A 16,663-nucleotide genomic window follows, 5' to 3' on the forward strand; every position below is an offset into this window, starting at 1 on the left:
TCCTCTTGATTTTGAGTGGTTCACCCTGAAGTGTGAAAAAACACATGAACATGCACGCACCCCTGATCCTCGACATTGAAGGCCACAGCCTGAGCGCTGTGGACCGCCGCCGCTTGACCCATCCACTGGTGGGCGGCATCATTTTGTTCGGGCGCAACTGGCACAGCCGAGCGCAACTGACCGACTTGTGCGCCGACATCAAAAGCATTCGATCAGACCTGTTGATCTCGGTGGACCACGAGGGCGGTCGTGTGCAGCGCTTTCGCACCGATGGCTTTACCCACTTGCCCAGCATGCGGGCCATTGGTGAACTCTGGGGTCATGACGACAAGGGCCAGCCCGGCTCGGGCGTGCTCAAGGCCTGCGAAGCGGCCACTTCGGCAGGCTTCGTGTTGGCCAGCGAATTGCGTGCTTGCGGTGTGGACTTCAGCTTCACGCCCGTGCTGGATCTTGACCACGGCGAGAGCGGTGTCATTGGTGACCGCGCCTTTGCGCGTGATCCGCGTGTGGTGAGCCTCTTGGCCCGCAGCCTGATGCAAGGCCTGTTGCAGGCAGGCATGGGCAATTGCGGCAAGCATTTCCCAGGCCACGGCGCCGTCAAGGCCGACTCGCATGTGGCCTTGCCGGTGGACAAGCGCAGCCTTAAAACCATCTTGGCCGACGACGCGCAGCCTTACCGCTGGCTGGGCAGTGTGCTCACGGCCGTGATGCCCGCGCATGTGATTTACAGTAAGGTCGACAGCCGCCCGGCAGGCTTTTCTGCCCGCTGGCTGCAGGACATTTTGCGAGGCCAATTGAAGTTCCAAGGCGTGGTTTGCACCGACGATTTGTCGATGGCCGCAGCGCGCCAGTTGGACGGATGCACACTCAGTTACACCGAAGCTGTGATCACTGCCTTGCAGGCCGGGTGCGACTTGGCCTTGCTGTGCAACCGCTCGGCGGTGAACGGGGGTGCGGAATTGGACGAGGTACTGGACGCACTGACCGAAGCCCTGCTCAAGGGACACTGGAGACCCAGCGAGGTCAGTGAAGAGCGGCGTCTGAACTTGTTGCCCCGAGCGCCTGCCCGCGCTTGGGATGAACTGGTTCGCTCACACGACTACATGCAGGCGCTGGACCGCCTGCCCTGAATCACACCGAAGAAAGAGGTTTTGTGGAAACGTTGTTCACTTGGATTTTGCGGATTTTCATGGCCGTGTTGGGCCTGTTGTTTTTATTGGCCTTGTTGGGTGCCTTGCTCGTCTACATCGTCTGGGCCACTTTGCGCTGGCTGGTGACAGGACGAAAACCCCAGGTGGTGTTGGTGTGGCAACAGTTTCGCAACATGCGTCAAAACTTTGCGCAAGGTGGTTTTCGTGCCGGCACGGCAACGGGGGCGCAGAGCCCATGGGGTTCGCCTCCCAACCCAGCCGCAGACGATCAGGTGGTGGACGTCGAGGTTCGGGAGGTGGTGGAGGATCCCGCCCGACTGCCGGAAGAACGCCGGCCCTGAAGACAAAAAACCCGGCCATGGCCGGGTTTTTTGTGGGTGCGATGAGCGCTTATTCCTGCACGTGGCGCAAGGCCGGGAACAAAATCACATCGCGGATGCTGGCGCTGTCGGTCAGCAGCATCATCAGGCGGTCAATGCCGATGCCGCAGCCGCCAGCGGGGGGCATGCCATATTCGAGGGCGCGCACAAAGTCGTGGTCGTAGTACATGGCTTCGTCGTCGCCGTCGTCTTTGGCAGCGACTTGGGCTTGGAAGCGGGCGGCTTGGTCTTCGGCGTCGTTCAGCTCACTGAAGCCGTTGCCGAACTCGCGGCCGGTGATGTAGAGCTCAAAGCGCTCGGTCACTTCGGGGCGGGTGTCGTTGGCGCGGGCCAGCGGTGAAATTTCGGTGGGGTGCTCCATGATGAAGGTTGGCTCCCAGAGCTTGTCTTCTACGGTTTCCTCAAAATAAAACACCTGCAGACTGGCCAAGCTGCGGGTGGACAGCTTGTTCTTTTCTTCGTTCATGCCCAGCTTTTTCAGGGCGTTGGTCAGCCACTCGGCGTTGTCCACGTTGTCGCCCGCTTCGGTGTGCTTGACGATGGCTTCGCGGATCGTCATGCGTGCGAAAGGCTTGTTCAAGTCCACCGGCTTGCCGTTGTAGGTCAGGTCGAGCGTGCCTGCAGCGGTCATGGCCGCGTCGCGGATCAGGCTTTCGGTGAAGCCCATCAGGTCTTGGTAATTCCAGTACGCCGCGTAGAACTCCATCATGGTGAACTCGGGGTTGTGGCGGACCGAGATGCCTTCGTTGCGGAAGTTGCGGTTGATCTCGAACACACGCTCAAAGCCACCCACCAGCAAGCGCTTGAGGTACAGCTCGGGCGCGATGCGCAAGAACATCTCTTGGTCCAGCGCGTTGTGGTGCGTCACAAAGGGCTTGGCATTGGCACCACCGGGAATGGGGTGCAGCATGGGTGTTTCGACTTCCAAAAAGCCGTGCTGGACCATGAATTCGCGAATGCCGCTCACGGCCTTGCTGCGGACTACAAAGCGCTTGCGGGCGGCTTCGTCGGTCATCAGGTCCACATAGCGCTGGCGGTACTTCACTTCTTGGTCGGCAATGCCATGGAACTTGTCCGGCATGGGGCGCAGGCTCTTTGTGAGCATGCGGATGCGGGTGGCGTGGATCGACAGTTCGCCCGTGCGGGTCTTGAATAAATGGCCTTCCACCCCCACGATGTCACCCAGGTCCCAGTGCTTAAACAGGGCGTACAGGTCTTCGCCCACGTCGTCGCGGGTCACATAGAACTGAATGCGGCCCGTGGCGTCTTGCAGCGTGGCAAAGCTGGCCTTGCCCATCACGCGCTTGAGCATCATGCGGCCTGCGACCTTGGCGGTGGTTTTGGCCACGCCTTCGCCGTTCAGGGCTTCGGCGTCTTTGTCGCCATGCGCTTGGTGCAGGTTGGCGGCGTGGTGCTCGGGCTTGAAGTCGTTGGGGAAGGCGACGCCTTTGCCATCGGTCTGCGCCTGGCGCATGGCTTTGAGCTTCTCGCGGCGCTCGGCGATCAGTTGGTTTTCATCTTGCGGTGCGGGCGCGGCTTGGGCGTTGGCGTTGTTGTCGGACATGGCGGGCAGTGTTTGGGCATGGCGCGAGGACGCCAGAGCCTGGGTTGTGGGGGGTAATCAGGGGCTGCGCCAAAGCGCAAAGCCCTCTATTTTAAGAGTTTGCTGGGGGCTTCGGGGCTGCGTTGGTCTGGGGCTGGGCCTCAGGGTCTGCCGGGGCCACCATATCGCCCACCAGTTCAAGGCGCAGCAAGGGCTCTTTCAGGGCAAACAGGCGGTATTTCATTTGCAAAGGCAAGGGCAGCAATTCGCCCCAGCGGTTGGACAGCCAGCTGCAGTCTTGTACCCGCCAGGCCTCAGCCCAGTGCGGTACTTCGCTGGGCTCGGCGCTCAATTGGGTCAGGACCTCTTGCATTTGCGCCGACAGGTGCTGCAGATCGTCGGGCACCTGCACGGCGGGCTCGGGCGGCAAGGCTTGCACACTGCCCAGCCACAGGCCGTCGCTGCGCTGCCGCGTGGCCTGAATGCTGAACTTCTCCATTCCTCTGCACCAGATCTTCACCAAGCCTGGCTGGGGCCGTTCAATGCGCTCGATCTGCACCAGGGTGCCCATGGCTTCAAACTGCTCCGCCGTTTCGCCTGGCCGGTGCACCTCGCGCCCTTGCGTCAGGGTCACCACGCCAAAGCCGGTGCCTTGGCGCTCGCATTCGCCAACCATTTGCAGGTAGCGCAGTTCAAACAGTTGCAGCGGCAGCAAAGCGCCTGGAAACAGCACCGTGCTCAATGGGAACAGCGGCAATTCGGTCAAGGTGGGCGGGGAGGGGGTGTCTTGATTGGGCATCTGGTTATCATCGCACGAGCAGGAGAAAAAACGATGTGGTTTCAGATGGTCAGTATGGTTTTGGATGTGGTGGCGGGTTTGTTGGCGGGCACTTGCTTGCTGCGTTTGTGGATGCAAAGGCAGCGCATTTCCTTTCACCAGCCCGTGGGGCGCTTTGTGTTCGCGCTGACCGATTGGTTGGTCTTGCCGCTGCGCAAAGTGTTTCCAATTTGGTCGGCTTGGGACCTGTCCAGTTTGGCCGGCGCTGGCTTGATCAAGATGGTACATGTGGCCCTGTTGTGGCTGCTGTCGGGTGGCGTTGCGCCTTGGGTTTTCCTCCCTTGGTTCGGCCTGCTGAGCTTGGCGCAACTGGTGGTGTCGGCCCTCAGCGCCTTGGTGCTGGTGTACGCGGTCATGTCTTGGGTCAGCCCCAACTCACCCATGTACGACTTGGTGGCGCGTTTGGCCGAGCCGGTCCTGCGGCCTTTCAGGCGGGTGATGCCCTTGATCGGCGGCATCGATTTGTCGCCGCTGGTGCTGCTTTTGGCCCTGCAAATGCTGGGCATGTTGCTGATGAGTTGGCAAATGGGTGGTTTGGGCTGAGGCTTTTTCGAAGCGCCATGTGAAAAGGCCCTCTTGCGTTTTGTGCAAGAGGGCCTTTTGCATGGGGGCTGTGGCATGCGCCTTCAGGGCGCTTTGGCCAATCAGCTCACCGCATCGGCTGGCTGGCGTTGCAGCATGGCCAGCGTGCTGGCGATGGTTTTGCGCAGCTCGCGGCGGTCGCAGATGAAGTCCACCGCGCCCTTGGTTTGCAAAAACTCGGCACGCTGAAAGCCTTCGGGCAAGGTCACACGCACGGTGCTTTCGATCACGCGGGGGCCCGCAAAGCCGATCAGGGCCTTGGGCTCGGCAATCACCACATCGCCCAAAAATGCAAAACCGGCCGACACACCGCCCATGGTCGGGTCGGTCAGCACGCTGATGTAGGGCAGGCCTTTCTTGGCCAGGCGGGTCAAGGCGGCGTTGGTCTTGGCCATTTGCATGAGCGACAGCAGGCCTTCTTGCATACGCGCGCCGCCCGTGGCGGTGAAGCACACAAAAGGCACTTTTTGCGCGATGGCGGTTTCAACGCCGCGCACAAAGCGCTCACCCACCACAGAGCCCATGGAGCCGCCCATGAAGTCGAACTCGAAGCAGGCGGCGACCAAGTTGATGCTGTGCACCGCACCGCCCATGACCACCAAGGCATCGGTCTCGCCCGTGTTGTCCATGGCTTCTTTCAGGCGCTCGGGGTACTTGCGGCTGTCTTTGAACTTGAGGGCATCTACTGGCAGGACTTCCTGGCCGATTTCGTAGCGGCCTTCGCCGTCTAGGAAGGCATTCAGGCGAGCGCGGGCACCGATGCGCAGGTGGTGCGAGCAGCCGGGGCAGACGTTCTGGTTCTCTTCCAGGTCGGTTTTGTAGAGTACCGTTTCGCAGCTGGGGCACTTGACCCACAAACCTTCGGGCACCGTGCGGCGATCGGCCGGGTCGGTGTGCTGGATCTTGGGCGGCAGCAGTTTTTCGAGCCAACTCATGAGGTGTTCTCCTTGTGCGGCGAATTATCGTTGAAACGTCAGCAGCCCTGTTCAGGCGTCCAGGGCTTGGCGGATGCCCCGCAAAAAGTCGGACGCCACGGCGTTGATGTCAGGCTCAGGGGCCGCGTCGATCAGCTGGATCAGGCGCGAGCCGATCACCACGGCATCGGCCACCCGGCTGATGGCTTGGGCGGTGGCCGCATCGCGGATGCCAAAGCCTACGCCCACGGGCACGCTGACGTGCTGGCGAATGCGCGGCAGCATGGCTTCGACCGCGTCGGTGTCCAGCGTGCCCGAACCTGTCACGCCCTTGAGCGAGACGTAATACACGTAGCCGCTGGCCACTTTCGCCACTTGCTGCATGCGCTCGTCGGTGCTGGTGGGGGCCAGCAAAAAGATCAGGTCCATGCTGTGGGCGCGCAGTTTGGCGGCAAATTCCACACATTCTTCGGGCGGGTAGTCCACGATCAGCACGCCGTCCACACCCGCGGCAGATGCGTCGCGGATGAAGCTGTCGACGCCGTGTTTTTGGTCGTAGCGCTCCACAGGGTTGGCATAACCCATCAGCACCACCGGGGTGGTGGTGTTGGTTTGGCGGAATTCGCGCACCATGGCCAGCACTTGCACAGTGCCAATGCCCAGCGCCAGGGCTTTGTCACCCGCTTTTTGGATCACCGGGCCATCGGCAGATGGGTCCGAGAAAGGCACGCCCAATTCGATGATGTCGGTCCCGGCTTCGACCATCGCGTGCATCAGCGGCACGGTGGTGGTTTTTTGGGGGAAGCCTGCCGTGACATACGGGATCAGGGCTTTGCGGCCCTGGGCTTTGAGGGTGGAGAGTGTGGCGTCGATGCGGCTCATGGGTCAGCCCTCACTTCACAAAATTCACGGGCTGCTCAGCGCCTTTGACCGATTGGCCTTGGCAGCTGGGGCGGCAGTAGAAGTCGGCGTTCGACAAATCGGCCACGGTGCCGATGTCTTTGTCGCCACGACCGGACATGTTGACCAAAATGGATTGGTCTGGCCGCATGGTTTTGGCCAGTTTCATGGCATAGGCCACTGCGTGGCTTGACTCCAGGGCTGGGATGATGCCCTCGGTGCGGCACAGGTAGTGGAAGGCGTCGATGGCTTCTTTGTCGGTGATGCCGACGTATTCGGCGCGGCCGATGTCCTTCAAAAAGGCATGCTCCGGACCCACACCGGGGTAGTCCAGGCCCGCGCTCACGCTGTGGGTTTCGGTGATCTGACCGTTTTCATCCTGCAAGATGTAGGTGCGGTTGCCGTGCAGCACGCCTGGCGTGCCCAGTTGCAGCGAGGCCGAGTGTTTGCCAGTGTCCATGCCTTCCCCCGCAGCTTCCACACCAATCAGGCGGGTGTTTTCGTGCGCAATGTAGGGGTAGAAGATGCCCATGGCGTTGCTGCCGCCACCCACACAGGCGAGTACAGCGTCCGGCTGTTCCTCTGCCATCTTGAGCGACTTGAACATCTCTGGCATTTGCGTCAGGCACTCTTCGCCAATCACGCTTTGGAAGTCGCGCACCATCATGGGGTAGGGGTGTGGGCCTGCCACGGTGCCGATGATGTAGAACGTGTTGTCCACATTGGCCACCCAGTCGCGCATGGCTTCGTTGAGTGCGTCTTTCAGGGTTTTGCTGCCCGACTCGACGGGCACCACGGTTGCACCCAGCAGTTTCATGCGGTAGACGTTGGGGCTTTGGCGTTTGACGTCTTCGCTGCCCATGTAGACCACGCACTCCAAACCATAGCGGGCGCAAATGGTCGCCGTGGCCACGCCGTGCTGGCCCGCGCCAGTCTCGGCAATGATGCGCGGCTTGCCCATGCGCTTGGCCAGCATGGCCTGGCCGATGGTGTTGTTGATTTTGTGCGCACCCGTGTGGTTCAGGTCTTCGCGCTTCAAGAAAATTTGCGCGCCCCCCATTTCACGGCTCATGCGGGCCGCGTGGTAAACGGGCGAGGGGCGGCCCACAAAATGCGCCAACTCGGACTTGAATTCGGCGATGAATTCAGGATCGTGCTGGTATTTGGCGTAAGCAGCTTTGAGTTCGTTGATGGCGTGGGTCAGGGTTTCGCTGACAAAGCTGCCGCCATAGATGCCGAAATGGCCTTTGGCATCGGGTTGTTGGTAGTCGTACATGGTGCTCAATCGTTGGGTTTCGAGGCCCGTTGTGCGGGTGCCGGTTGGCGGGTGGGCAAACTGGGCCGAAACGGACTTTGGGAAGAATTCAAAGGGTGTGGTTGTCAGCGGTGCGCACCGCCTGGACAAATTTCCACATTTTTTCGGCATCTTTCAGGCCTTTGCCTGATTCGATGCCCGAGCTCACGTCAACGGCCAATGACAGGCCGTGTGAACGCAACGCCCGAATGCCATCGGCCACGTTTGCAGGTGTGAGTCCACCAGACAAAACGAGGTGAGCATTGACGCTTGGTGGCAGCAGTGACCAATTGAAAGTTTTTCCGCCGCCACCGTATCCGTCGACATGGGCATCGAGCAAGAGGGCTTGGGCTTTTGAATGTTGAAAGCCAAATTCTAGCAAGTCGAAGTCGTGCGCCTCGGACAAGGGGATTCGGGCGGCTTTGAGGTGCGGGCGGCCAGTGGCCTGCGACATGGCTTCGCAAAATGCGGGTGACTCGTCACCGTGGAACTGCAGCAAAGCGCCCGGCACGGCCGTGCAAGCGGTTTGGATGCGGTCGGGCGTTTCGTTCACAAAGAGCAGCACGGGCGTCACAAAAGCGGGCAGCAGGCGGGCCAATTCGGCAGCGCGCTCGATGCTGACGCTGCGTGAGCTGGGTGGGTACAAGACGAAGCCGATGGCATCGGCACCGGCAGCGCAGGCCAGCCGAACGTCATCTTCCCGGGTGAAACCGCACATTTTGATGCGGGTGCGTTGTGCGGGGCTCATGGCAACCAATCAAAGGCAGGGGTGGTATCGGGCAGCCCCCATTCGGGGCTGTAGATCGGCCCGGCAAAGTACAGACCGTCGGGCGAAAACGTGGGCGCTGCCGCATCGCGGCTTTGGGCCAGCAAGACCTCGCGCATCCATTCGGGCGGCTGGTTGCCTTGGCCAATGGTGACCAGGCAGCCCATGATGTTGCGGATCATGTGGTGCAAAAAAGCATTGCCCTCAAACTCGAAGCGCCAATAAGCGCCGTGCTGGCTGATGCGGATGTGACGCAGTGTCTTGATGGGAGACAGCGCTTGGCAGCTGCTGGCTCTGAAAGACGAAAAATCGTGCTCCCCCAGCAGATGCTGGCTGGCTTCGCGCATGGGGGCTTCGGCCAGTGGGCGGTAAACCCAGCCAACGCGGCCTGTTTCCAAGCTGGGGCGCACACTCGAATCGAGCACCACATAAATATAGCGGCGACCGGTTGCGCTGGCGCGGCAATGGAAAGTCTCGGGCACGACCTGGGCCCACTGCACAGCGATGTCAGACGGCAAGTAACGGTTGGTGCCACGCACCCAAGACTGGGGATCGCGCTGCAGTTCGGTGTCAAAGTGCACCACCTGCATCAGGCCATGCACGCCAGCATCGGTGCGGCCTGCGCACAAAGTGCTGACGCGGGGCACGTCGCCAAATTGGGCCAAGGCTTTTTCGAGCTTGTCTTGGACCGTCAAACCCGAAGCCTGGCTTTGCCAGCCCTGGTAAGCCGTGCCCGAATAGCAGACGCCCAGGGCCAACCTCACCGGATTTGGCCGAGCAGTTGGATGGCCTTGGCCTTCAGATCTCCGCTGGAGGAGGAGATCACAGACAAAATCAAAGCGCGAGCCAAGTCTTTGTCGCCTTTGGCGGACAACTGAGCGGCCAAGTTCAGCTTGCTCTGCTCTGTGTCGTCGGTGTTGGATCCGCTGGACTGAGCCACTTGTGCCACTGGGGTCGGCGCAGGGGCATGGATTGGCGAGGGGGCAGGGTCGGCTGCTGCAGGCTGCGGCTGCAAGTTCAGGTCGATCGACGCGATGTCCTTGGGCATGCCCGTATTGCCCATGGGCATTTCCATGGCCGGTTCTGTGCTTGGAGGGTCGATGTCATCGTAGGCAGGGGCATAGACCGTTTGCGGTTCGCGTGACTTTCTGCGAACCCAGAACACAAACAACAAGAGGATGGCCAGCAAAGCCGCTGCCCATGTCCAAATTTGCTTGTTGTCTTGCACTTGCTGGACCAAAGATGCATACCCAGTGCCGCTTTGTGTTGGGGGCGTCGTGCTGGCATCGCTGCTGGTGGGTGGGGGGGAGGCCGATTCGGCAGATGGGGTGGTGCTGGAATTGGCCTTCACAACGGGCTGATTCTTGGCCAGCGCCTCCAGGTCTTGCAGGTTTTGGTTCAGTTCAGCCAGTTGGGTGGCGGTGTCTTTGGTTTCGCGTTCAGCGGCCAATTGGGCTTCCGCGTTGTTGTTCGTGACGCTGGATTTTGACAGTGTCAGCTTGTCTTGCTGCGGATTGGCCGTGGTTTCTCTGGCGGTCTCGGCCCCCACTTTGCCCGACATTTCGCGGGTGCTTTTGGCGTCAACCAACAAGGCAGACTGTGCCAGTCGTTGTGCATAGGCTGCAAAATCGCGTGCTTGGGCGAGCACCATTCTTCGTGCTTGTGCGCGAGGAATTTTCAGGGCTTCACTGGGGCTTGGAATCCGAATGACCGCACCGGCCTTGACCAAATTGACGTTGCCTTGGATGAATGCGTTCGGGTTGGCTTCAAGCATGGCCAAAAGCATCTGGTCCAAAGAAACATTGGGAGCCAAATGACGCAAAGCCAAACGCGAGGCCGTGTCGCCCGCTTTGACTTGGAGGCTGGTCTCGTTGTCGGAACTGGGTCCGGAGGAGGTCCCAGGACGAGCCGAAACGGCAGGCGTCTCCAAAGAGGCTGGCGATGCTGCGGCAGTCAGAGCCGAATTGTCGACGGGTGCGAACCGGTAAACAGGAATGTTTTTCTCATTGACTGTCACGCTGCTGGCGTTGAGTCCTGCGGGCAAGGGGATTGTTTGAACAGCCTGGTTGAGTGGCACAGTCGATGCCACCGCAATGGCGGCGGCTGGCAGCGGGTCCAATTTCGGAGGCGGCGTGAACGCGTCGGGTGGACTGGCGGTGACTGCTCGGTCATTGACCGAGTTCAAAAGCAATGCGTAATTTTTGACCAGTCGACCTGTGGCCCATTGGGTTTCCAAGATGAGGTCAACAAAATTTTCTCGGACAGGCAATTGGCCATTCAATGCAATGAAGCGTGCACCGTTGCTGCGCGTTTGCAACCTGGCGGTGATGCCCTCTAGCGCGGGGTTGTACTCCATGCCGGCCTGATTGAAACTGCTGGGGGAAGCCAATTGGGCCCGCAAGCTGCTCAGCTCCTCGGGTGTGGCTTGGGCGATTTCAACTTCTGCACGCAATGGCTCACCAATGGCAGACAAAATTTGAAGTCGGCCCAGGTCCAGAGCCGATGCGGGGATGACCCATGCTGAAAAAACCAAAGCACACAAGGCTTTCATTTGGAGCTTGTTTTCTGTTTGGCGGTTGGATTGACCCATGAGTTTCCCAAAAATTGTTGTTGTGTCGCTGTCAAGTATCAAGCGTCAAGCAAGATACGGAGCATGCGGCGCAGCGGCTCGGCTGCACCCCACAGCAATTGGTCACCAATGGTAAAGGCGCCAATGTACTCCGGTCCCATGGTCAACTTTCGTACTCGTCCCACGGGGATGGCCATGGTGCCGGTGACCGCCACGGGTGTCAAGGCCCTAATGGTGGCCTCCCGGGTATTGGGCACCAGTTGGACCCATTCGTTGTCGGCTGCGATCATGGCCTCAATGTCGGCCACGGGCACGTCTTTTTTGAGTTTGAAGGTCAGGGCCTGGCTGTGGCAACGCATGGCACCCACCCGCACGCAAAAACCGTCCACGGGAATGGCAGCAGCGTCAAAACCTTCACCCATGCCCAAAATCTTGTTCGTTTCGGCCATGCCTTTCCACTCTTCTTTGGACGTGCCCCAACCGGCTTCGTCCCGGTTTTTGCCGATGCCCAGATCTTTGTCGATCCAAGGAATCAGCGAGCCGCCCAGCGGCACGCCAAAGTTGGCGGTCTCAGAGGCGGTCAGGGCGCGTTGCTTGGCGACCACCAAGCGGTCAATTTCCAAAATAGCGCTCTTGGGGTCGTCCAGCAGGGCTTTGACTTCCGCGTTCAGCGTGCCGTATTGGGTCAGCAGTTCGCGCATGTGTTGTGCGCCGCCGCCCGAAGCCGCTTGGTAAGTCTGGGTGCTCATCCACTCGACCAAACCGGCCTTGTAAAGTGCGCCCACGCCCATCAGCATGCACGAGACGGTGCAGTTGCCGCCCACCCAGTTGTTGCCGCCGTGGGCCAGGGCGTTTTTGATCACGGGCATGTTGACCGGATCGAGAACAATCACGGCGTCTTTTTCCATGCGCAGGGTCGATGCGGCGTCGATCCAGTGGCCGTTCCAGCCGGCAGCCCGCAACTTGGGGAAGACCTCAGAGGTGTAGTCGCCGCCTTGGGCAGTGATGATGATCTCGCAGCGCTTGAGCTGCTCAATGTTGAAAGCGTCTTGCAGCGTGGTTTCGTTCTTGGCCATCGAGGGGGCTTTGCCGCCCGCGTTGGATGTGGAGAAGAACAAAGGCTCGATCAGGTCAAAGTCTTTTTCCTGCATCATGCGGTCCATCAGAACCGAGCCGACCATGCCGCGCCAGCCGACCAAACCTACTAACTTGCTCATTTCAACGCCCTTTCAGTTTTTAAAACAGTGGTTGACCAGACTGTTTGCCCGGCTCGTCTGGCCGGGGGGCGCACGACGAAACCGGAGCCGTTTCAGCCCGTAATGGTCGTGGTTTTTTTGGTGCTTGAACGCGCGCCAACAGCTGCCGTGTCGGCAGAAGCAAAGTTCAGGTTGAACAGGCGGGCGTTAAACATGACTGAAATTGTAATGGAAGCTGCCCTGGCATTCGTGACAGCATCCGTGATGGCATTAAGCCAGCGCTTTGACCACCGCATCACCCATTTCGCGGGTGCCAACTTTGGTGGTGCCTTCGCTGTAAATGTCGCCGGTGCGCAGGCCTTGGGCCAGCACTTTTTGCACCGCCGCTTCGATGCGTTCGGCGGCTTCGCCTTGGTTCAGACTGAAGCGCAGCATCATCGCGGCCGACAAGATGGTGGCCAGCGGGTTGGCCACGCCTTTGCCTGCGATGTCGGGGGCGCTGCCGTGGCTGGGCTCGTACAGGCCTTGGTTCTTGGTGTTCAGGCTGGCCGAAGGCAGCATGCCGATGGAGCCCGTGAGCATAGAGGCTTCGTCGCTCAGGATGTCGCCGAACATATTGCCAGTGACCACCACGTCAAAGCGCTTGGGTTCCTTGACCAATTGCATGGCCGCGTTGTCCACGTACATGTGGTCCAGGGCGATGTCGGGGTACTCTTTGCCGACCTCGGTGACCACGTCTTTCCAGAACTGGAAGGTTTCGAGCACGTTGGCTTTGTCCACGCTGGTCACGCGGCCTTCTTTACCCGCAGCCTTGCGCTTGCGGGCAGCCTGAAAGGCCACATGCGCGATGCGCTCGATCTCGGGCTTGGAGTAGCGCATGGTGTCAAAGGCTTCCTCAGCACCAGGGAAGTGGCCATCGGTCGCGATGCGGCGGCCGCGTGGCTGACCAAAGTAAATGTCGCCAGTCAGCTCGCGGATGATCAAGATGTCCAGACCCGAAATCAACTCGGGCTTGAGGCTGGATGCACCCACCAGCTGTTCGTAGCAAATGGCAGGGCGGAAGTTGGCGAACAAGCCCATGTTCTTGCGCAGGCCCAAAATGGCTTGCTCGGGGCGCAGAGGGCGGTCGAGCTTGTCGTATTTCCAGTCGCCGACCGCGCCAAACAGCACGGCGTCACTGTCCATGGCCAGCTTGAGCGTGGCTTCGGGCAGGGGATGGCCATGAGCGTCATAGGCCGCGCCGCCGACCAAGGCGGTTTCCATCTCGAACTTCAAGTCGAGCGTGTTCAAAACTTTGACGGCTTCGGCGACGATTTCGGTGCCGATGCCATCACCGGGGAGGACTGCGATTTTCATGAGAATTCCAGTGTTGTCAGGGGCTTAGGCGTTGACGGCGGTGTGGGCCAGCCAAGGTTTGGTGGCCAGGCGCTCAGCTTCAAAAGCTTTGATCTTGTCGGCGTGGCGCAATGTCAAGCCGATGTCGTCGAGACCATTGATCAAACAGAACTTGCGGAAAGCCTGCACCTCGAACGGGATTTCTTCACCCTGCGGGCGCACCACCACTTGGCGTTCCAGGTCCACCGTGAGTTCGTAGCCGGGGAAAGCCAAGACTTCGTCGAACAGCTGGGCCACCACGGCTTCTGGCAGCACGATGGGCAGCAAGCCGTTTTTGAAGCAATTGTTGAAAAAGATGTCGGCAAAGCTGGGTGCGATCACGCAGCGAAAGCCGTACTGGTCGATCGCCCAGGGCGCGTGTTCGCGGCTGGAGCCGCAGCCGAAGTTCTTGCGGGCCAGCAACACGCTAGCGCCTTGGTAGCGCGGCTGGTTCAGCACGAAGTCCGGATTGGGTTTGCGGCTGTTTGGGTCTTGGCCAGGCTCACCCGGGTCCAAGTAGCGCCATGCGTCAAACAGGTTGGGGCCAAAGCCGGTCTTGCGGATCGACTTGAGGAACTGCTTTGGGATGATGGCGTCGGTGTCCACGTTGGCGCGGTCCATCGGGGCCACCAGGCCTTTGAGGAGGGTGAATTTTTGCATGTTGGGGTCCTCGAGCGCTTCAGGCGAATTTTCGGATGTCAACAAAATGGCCGTGCACAGCAGCAGCGGCGGCCATGGCGGGGCTGACCAAGTGGGTGCGCCCGCCCGCGCCCTGACGGCCTTCGAAGTTGCGGTTGCTGGTCGAGGCGCAACGTTCGCCGGGCTCCAGGCGGTCGGCGTTCATGGCCAAGCACATGGAACAGCCGGGTTCGCGCCATTCAAAGCCAGCGGCCTTGAAGATTTCATGCAGGCCTTCCGCCTCAGCTTGCGCCTTGACCAGACCTGAGCCGGGCACGACCATGGCCAGCTTGACGTTCTTGGCCACTTTTTGGCCGAGCTTTTTGACGATGGCTGCGGCTTCGCGCATGTCTTCGATGCGGCTGTTGGTGCACGAGCCAATGAAGACTTTGTCAATGGTGATGTCGGCCAAGGCCTTTCCGGGCTGCAGACCCATGTAAGTCAGTGCACGCTCAATGGCGTCGCGCTTGACGTCGTCTTTTTCTTTGTCCGGATCGGGCGTGTGGGCGTCGATGCCCAGCACCATTTCGGGCGAAGTGCCCCAAGTGACTTGCGGCACGATGGCGCTGGCGTCCAGTTCCACCACGGCGTCAAAGTGCGCACCGGGGTCGGACTGCAGGGTTTTCCAGTAGGCCACGGCATGGTCCCATTCCACACCCGTGGGCGAGAGCAGACGGCCTTTGACGTACTCGATGGTTTTTTCGTCCACCGCCACCAGGCCCGCGCGCGCGCCGCCTTCGATGGCCATGTTGCAGACGGTCATGCGGCCTTCCATGCTCAAGCTGCGGATGGCCGAACCTGCGAATTCAATGGTGTAGCCGGTGCCGCCAGCGGTGCCGATCTTGCCGATGATGGCCAGCACGATGTCTTTGCCAGTGATGCCGTTGGCCAGCTTGCCCTCGACCTTGATCAGCATGTTCTTGGCTTTTTTGGCCAAAAGGGTTTGGGTGGCCATGACGTGCTCGACTTCGGAAGTGCCGATGCCGTGCGCCAATGCACCAAACGCGCCGTGGGTGGACGTGTGCGAGTCGCCGCAGACCACGGTCATGCCGGGCAGGGTGGCGCCGTTTTCTGGGCCAATGACGTGCACGATGCCTTGGCGCTTGGACAAGAAGGGGAAGAAAGCGGCGGAGCCGTATTCCGCCATGTTCGCGTCGAGCGTGGTGATTTGTTCTTTGCTGATCGGGTCGGTGATGCCGTCGTAGCCCAACTCCCAGCCGGTGGTAGGGGTGTTGTGGTCGGCAGTCGCCACGATGGAGCTGACGCGCCAGACCTTGCGGCCGGCTTGGCGCAGGCCTTCAAAAGCTTGGGGGCTGGTGACTTCGTGCACCAAGTGGCGGTCGATGTAGAGGACGGAGGTGCCGTCTTCTTCGGTGTGGACGACGTGTTCGTCCCAGATTTTGTCGTAGAGCGTGCGTGCCATGGAGCTTCCTTGCTGTGCAAGCTGCCATTTTATGCGGATCGCTGCCCTTGTTCTGTCATGCGCGCACTCAGAAAAGCCAAAAGCCCACGCCTTGGCGACTTGTTGAGGTCATGTAGTGGGTTTTGGGGGACAGACGCTGGTTTGATCGCAGGCTAAAGCTCTTCCACCCGGCGTGGTGGGTAGCTGTCCCATGCTTGGCAGCCAGGGCAATGCCAGAAATGCGCTTTGGCTTCAAAGCCACAAGCGGCGCAGCGGTAGCGTGCCAATGGCTTGGTGGCCTGTTCCAAGGCCTTTTGCACAGGTGCGGGCAGCGCCGTCTGGCCAGGCTGGTGGCCCGTCAGCCATCGGCTGGCCGCTATCAATGACGGGTGGGTTTGCAGGTGGTCCAGGTAACGCTGTGACGCCGCGGCCTCGGTGCTTGCGCTGGGTGGCTCTGAATTCAGGGCCGTGATCGCGTCCAACACATCGATGCAAGGCTGGCGCTGGTAATGGGTTTGCAGCAAGCGGCTGGCTTCAGGGGTTCTGTCGCAAGCCCGGGCGGCTTGGACCAGGCTGTCTGCGGCCAGTGGCGCGGTGATGTCGTTTCGCTCGAACAAGACCGCCAAAGTCTCGTAAGCGAGGGCACTTTGGCCCTGGCTTGCATAAAGCTGGCCCAGCAAAATGCGCGGCCTGGCGGCATCCGGGTGGCTTTGCAGGGTTTGAATGAGCCACTCCCGGGCTTGGTCGGCGGCCCCTTTTTGCACGGCTTCAAGCGCACGTTCGCACTCGTAGTGCGCCATTCGGACGCTGAAGTTGGCCTCCCCTGAGCTCTCCAGCAAGCGGGCCACGGCTGTGGCTTCTGTCCATTCCCGTGAGCGTTCGTAAATGGCCATGCGGGCCAGGCGGGCGAGCCAGACCTGGGCGTTGGCGAGGGCGCCGTTGGCGAGCGCGAGCCCCAGGCCGCCCTGCTTCAGGGCCGGGGAACCGCCCGCGTCGGACCACGCCTGCGCGGGGCTCGGGCTCGCGGCGGGTGCGCACGCAGCCATGGTGACGGCCGACGCCTTGGTCGCGGGGCT

General features: G+C 60.6%; 15 protein-coding genes and 1 pseudogene. 3 read left to right on the top strand and 13 right to left on the bottom strand.

Annotated features, from left to right (window positions below):
* The first annotated feature begins 44 nt into the window (after positions 1 to 44).
* Entirely contained in the window at positions 45 to 1,130 is a 1,086-nt protein-coding gene (gene nagZ, locus Q0341_RS00310) for a beta-N-acetylhexosaminidase (RefSeq protein WP_299509719.1), read from the top strand.
* A 23-nt stretch (positions 1,131 to 1,153) separates the two neighbouring features.
* Positions 1,154 to 1,492, top strand: a complete 339-nt coding sequence (locus tag Q0341_RS00315) for a hypothetical protein (RefSeq protein ID WP_299509720.1) — start codon at positions 1,154 to 1,156, stop codon at positions 1,490 to 1,492.
* Positions 1,493 to 1,541: 49 nt separating this feature from the next.
* Here the strand turns inward: Q0341_RS00315 and lysS are convergent, their stop codons facing one another.
* Positions 1,542 to 3,095, bottom strand: coding sequence for a lysine--tRNA ligase (gene lysS / locus Q0341_RS00320; RefSeq protein WP_299509723.1), 1,554 nt, complete (start codon positions 3,093 to 3,095; stop codon positions 1,542 to 1,544).
* Positions 3,096 to 3,186: 91 nt separating this feature from the next.
* Positions 3,187 to 3,873 carry an LON peptidase substrate-binding domain-containing protein gene (locus Q0341_RS00325; RefSeq protein ID WP_299509726.1) on the bottom strand — a complete coding sequence of 229 codons (687 nt, stop codon included), beginning with the start codon at positions 3,871 to 3,873 and terminating at the stop codon, positions 3,187 to 3,189.
* A gap of 33 nt (positions 3,874 to 3,906) precedes the next feature.
* Between Q0341_RS00325 and Q0341_RS00330 the strand changes: the two genes are divergently transcribed.
* On the top strand, positions 3,907 to 4,455 hold the full coding sequence (locus tag Q0341_RS00330) for a YggT family protein (RefSeq protein WP_299509728.1): 549 nt from the start codon (positions 3,907 to 3,909) through the stop codon (positions 4,453 to 4,455).
* Between the two features lie 101 nt (positions 4,456 to 4,556).
* Here Q0341_RS00330 and accD read toward each other — a convergent pair whose 3' ends face one another.
* From accD to Q0341_RS00385, 11 genes and pseudogenes are all read right to left on the bottom strand, one after another.
* Positions 4,557 to 5,429 carry an acetyl-CoA carboxylase, carboxyltransferase subunit beta gene (accD, locus tag Q0341_RS00335; RefSeq protein WP_299509730.1) on the bottom strand — a complete coding sequence of 291 codons (873 nt, stop codon included), beginning with the start codon at positions 5,427 to 5,429 and terminating at the stop codon, positions 4,557 to 4,559.
* 51 nt (positions 5,430 to 5,480) lie between these two features.
* Entirely contained in the window at positions 5,481 to 6,290 is an 810-nt protein-coding gene (trpA, locus tag Q0341_RS00340) for a tryptophan synthase subunit alpha (protein WP_299509732.1), read from the bottom strand.
* A 10-nt stretch (positions 6,291 to 6,300) separates the two neighbouring features.
* Positions 6,301 to 7,584, bottom strand: coding sequence for a tryptophan synthase subunit beta (gene trpB, locus Q0341_RS00345; protein WP_299509734.1), 1,284 nt, complete (start codon positions 7,582 to 7,584; stop codon positions 6,301 to 6,303).
* Between the two features lie 88 nt (positions 7,585 to 7,672).
* Positions 7,673 to 8,350, bottom strand: a complete 678-nt coding sequence (locus tag Q0341_RS00350) for a phosphoribosylanthranilate isomerase (protein WP_299509736.1) — start codon at positions 8,348 to 8,350, stop codon at positions 7,673 to 7,675.
* The gene (gene truA / locus Q0341_RS00355) at positions 8,347 to 9,132 is read right to left on the bottom strand and encodes a tRNA pseudouridine(38-40) synthase TruA (protein WP_299509737.1); all 786 of its coding nucleotides are present in this window, start codon (positions 9,130 to 9,132) and stop codon (positions 8,347 to 8,349) included. Before truA ends, Q0341_RS00350 begins: the two co-directional genes overlap by 4 nt.
* Positions 9,129 to 10,958, bottom strand: a complete 1,830-nt coding sequence (locus Q0341_RS00360) for a FimV/HubP family polar landmark protein (RefSeq protein ID WP_299509739.1) — start codon at positions 10,956 to 10,958, stop codon at positions 9,129 to 9,131. Before Q0341_RS00360 ends, truA begins: the two co-directional genes overlap by 4 nt.
* A 38-nt stretch (positions 10,959 to 10,996) precedes the next feature.
* Positions 10,997 to 12,154, bottom strand: a complete 1,158-nt coding sequence (gene asd / locus Q0341_RS00365) for an aspartate-semialdehyde dehydrogenase (RefSeq protein ID WP_299509740.1) — start codon at positions 12,152 to 12,154, stop codon at positions 10,997 to 10,999.
* A 249-nt stretch (positions 12,155 to 12,403) separates the two neighbouring features.
* Positions 12,404 to 13,489, bottom strand: a complete 1,086-nt coding sequence (gene leuB / locus Q0341_RS00370; protein WP_299509741.1) for a 3-isopropylmalate dehydrogenase — start codon at positions 13,487 to 13,489, stop codon at positions 12,404 to 12,406.
* 24 nt (positions 13,490 to 13,513) lie between these two features.
* The gene (leuD, locus tag Q0341_RS00375) at positions 13,514 to 14,167 is read right to left on the bottom strand and encodes a 3-isopropylmalate dehydratase small subunit (protein ID WP_299509743.1); all 654 of its coding nucleotides are present in this window, start codon (positions 14,165 to 14,167) and stop codon (positions 13,514 to 13,516) included.
* 19 nt (positions 14,168 to 14,186) lie between these two features.
* The gene (gene leuC / locus Q0341_RS00380) at positions 14,187 to 15,608 is read right to left on the bottom strand and encodes a 3-isopropylmalate dehydratase large subunit (RefSeq protein ID WP_299509745.1); all 1,422 of its coding nucleotides are present in this window, start codon (positions 15,606 to 15,608) and stop codon (positions 14,187 to 14,189) included.
* A gap of 152 nt (positions 15,609 to 15,760) precedes the next feature.
* Positions 15,761 to 16,663 (bottom strand): annotated as a pseudogene (locus Q0341_RS00385) (hypothetical protein); the annotation flags it as partial.

Origin of the sequence: uncultured Limnohabitans sp. (genome assembly GCF_937889215.1) — a bacterium.
In the GTDB taxonomy this organism is placed as follows: domain Bacteria; phylum Pseudomonadota; class Gammaproteobacteria; order Burkholderiales; family Burkholderiaceae_C; genus Limnohabitans_A.

What these genes read in the sequence shown, in the direction of transcription:
- nagZ (WP_299509719.1), top strand. Translation starts at nt 45, where the DNA reads ATGAACATGCACGCACCCCTGATCCTCGACATTGAAGGCCACAGCCTG.
- lysS (WP_299509723.1), bottom strand. Translation starts at nt 3,095, where the DNA reads ATGTCCGACAACAACGCCAACGCCCAAGCCGCGCCCGCACCGCAAGAT.
- Q0341_RS00325 (WP_299509726.1), bottom strand. Translation starts at nt 3,873, where the DNA reads ATGCCCAATCAAGACACCCCCTCCCCGCCCACCTTGACCGAATTGCCG.
- Q0341_RS00330 (WP_299509728.1), top strand. Translation starts at nt 3,907, where the DNA reads ATGTGGTTTCAGATGGTCAGTATGGTTTTGGATGTGGTGGCGGGTTTG.
- accD (WP_299509730.1), bottom strand. Translation starts at nt 5,429, where the DNA reads ATGAGTTGGCTCGAAAAACTGCTGCCGCCCAAGATCCAGCACACCGAC.
- trpA (WP_299509732.1), bottom strand. Translation starts at nt 6,290, where the DNA reads ATGAGCCGCATCGACGCCACACTCTCCACCCTCAAAGCCCAGGGCCGC.
- trpB (WP_299509734.1), bottom strand. Translation starts at nt 7,584, where the DNA reads ATGTACGACTACCAACAACCCGATGCCAAAGGCCATTTCGGCATCTAT.
- Q0341_RS00350 (WP_299509736.1), bottom strand. Translation starts at nt 8,350, where the DNA reads ATGAGCCCCGCACAACGCACCCGCATCAAAATGTGCGGTTTCACCCGG.
- Q0341_RS00360 (WP_299509739.1), bottom strand. Translation starts at nt 10,958, where the DNA reads ATGGGTCAATCCAACCGCCAAACAGAAAACAAGCTCCAAATGAAAGCC.
- asd (WP_299509740.1), bottom strand. Translation starts at nt 12,154, where the DNA reads ATGAGCAAGTTAGTAGGTTTGGTCGGCTGGCGCGGCATGGTCGGCTCG.
- leuB (WP_299509741.1), bottom strand. Translation starts at nt 13,489, where the DNA reads ATGAAAATCGCAGTCCTCCCCGGTGATGGCATCGGCACCGAAATCGTC.
- leuD (WP_299509743.1), bottom strand. Translation starts at nt 14,167, where the DNA reads ATGCAAAAATTCACCCTCCTCAAAGGCCTGGTGGCCCCGATGGACCGC.
- leuC (WP_299509745.1), bottom strand. Translation starts at nt 15,608, where the DNA reads ATGGCACGCACGCTCTACGACAAAATCTGGGACGAACACGTCGTCCAC.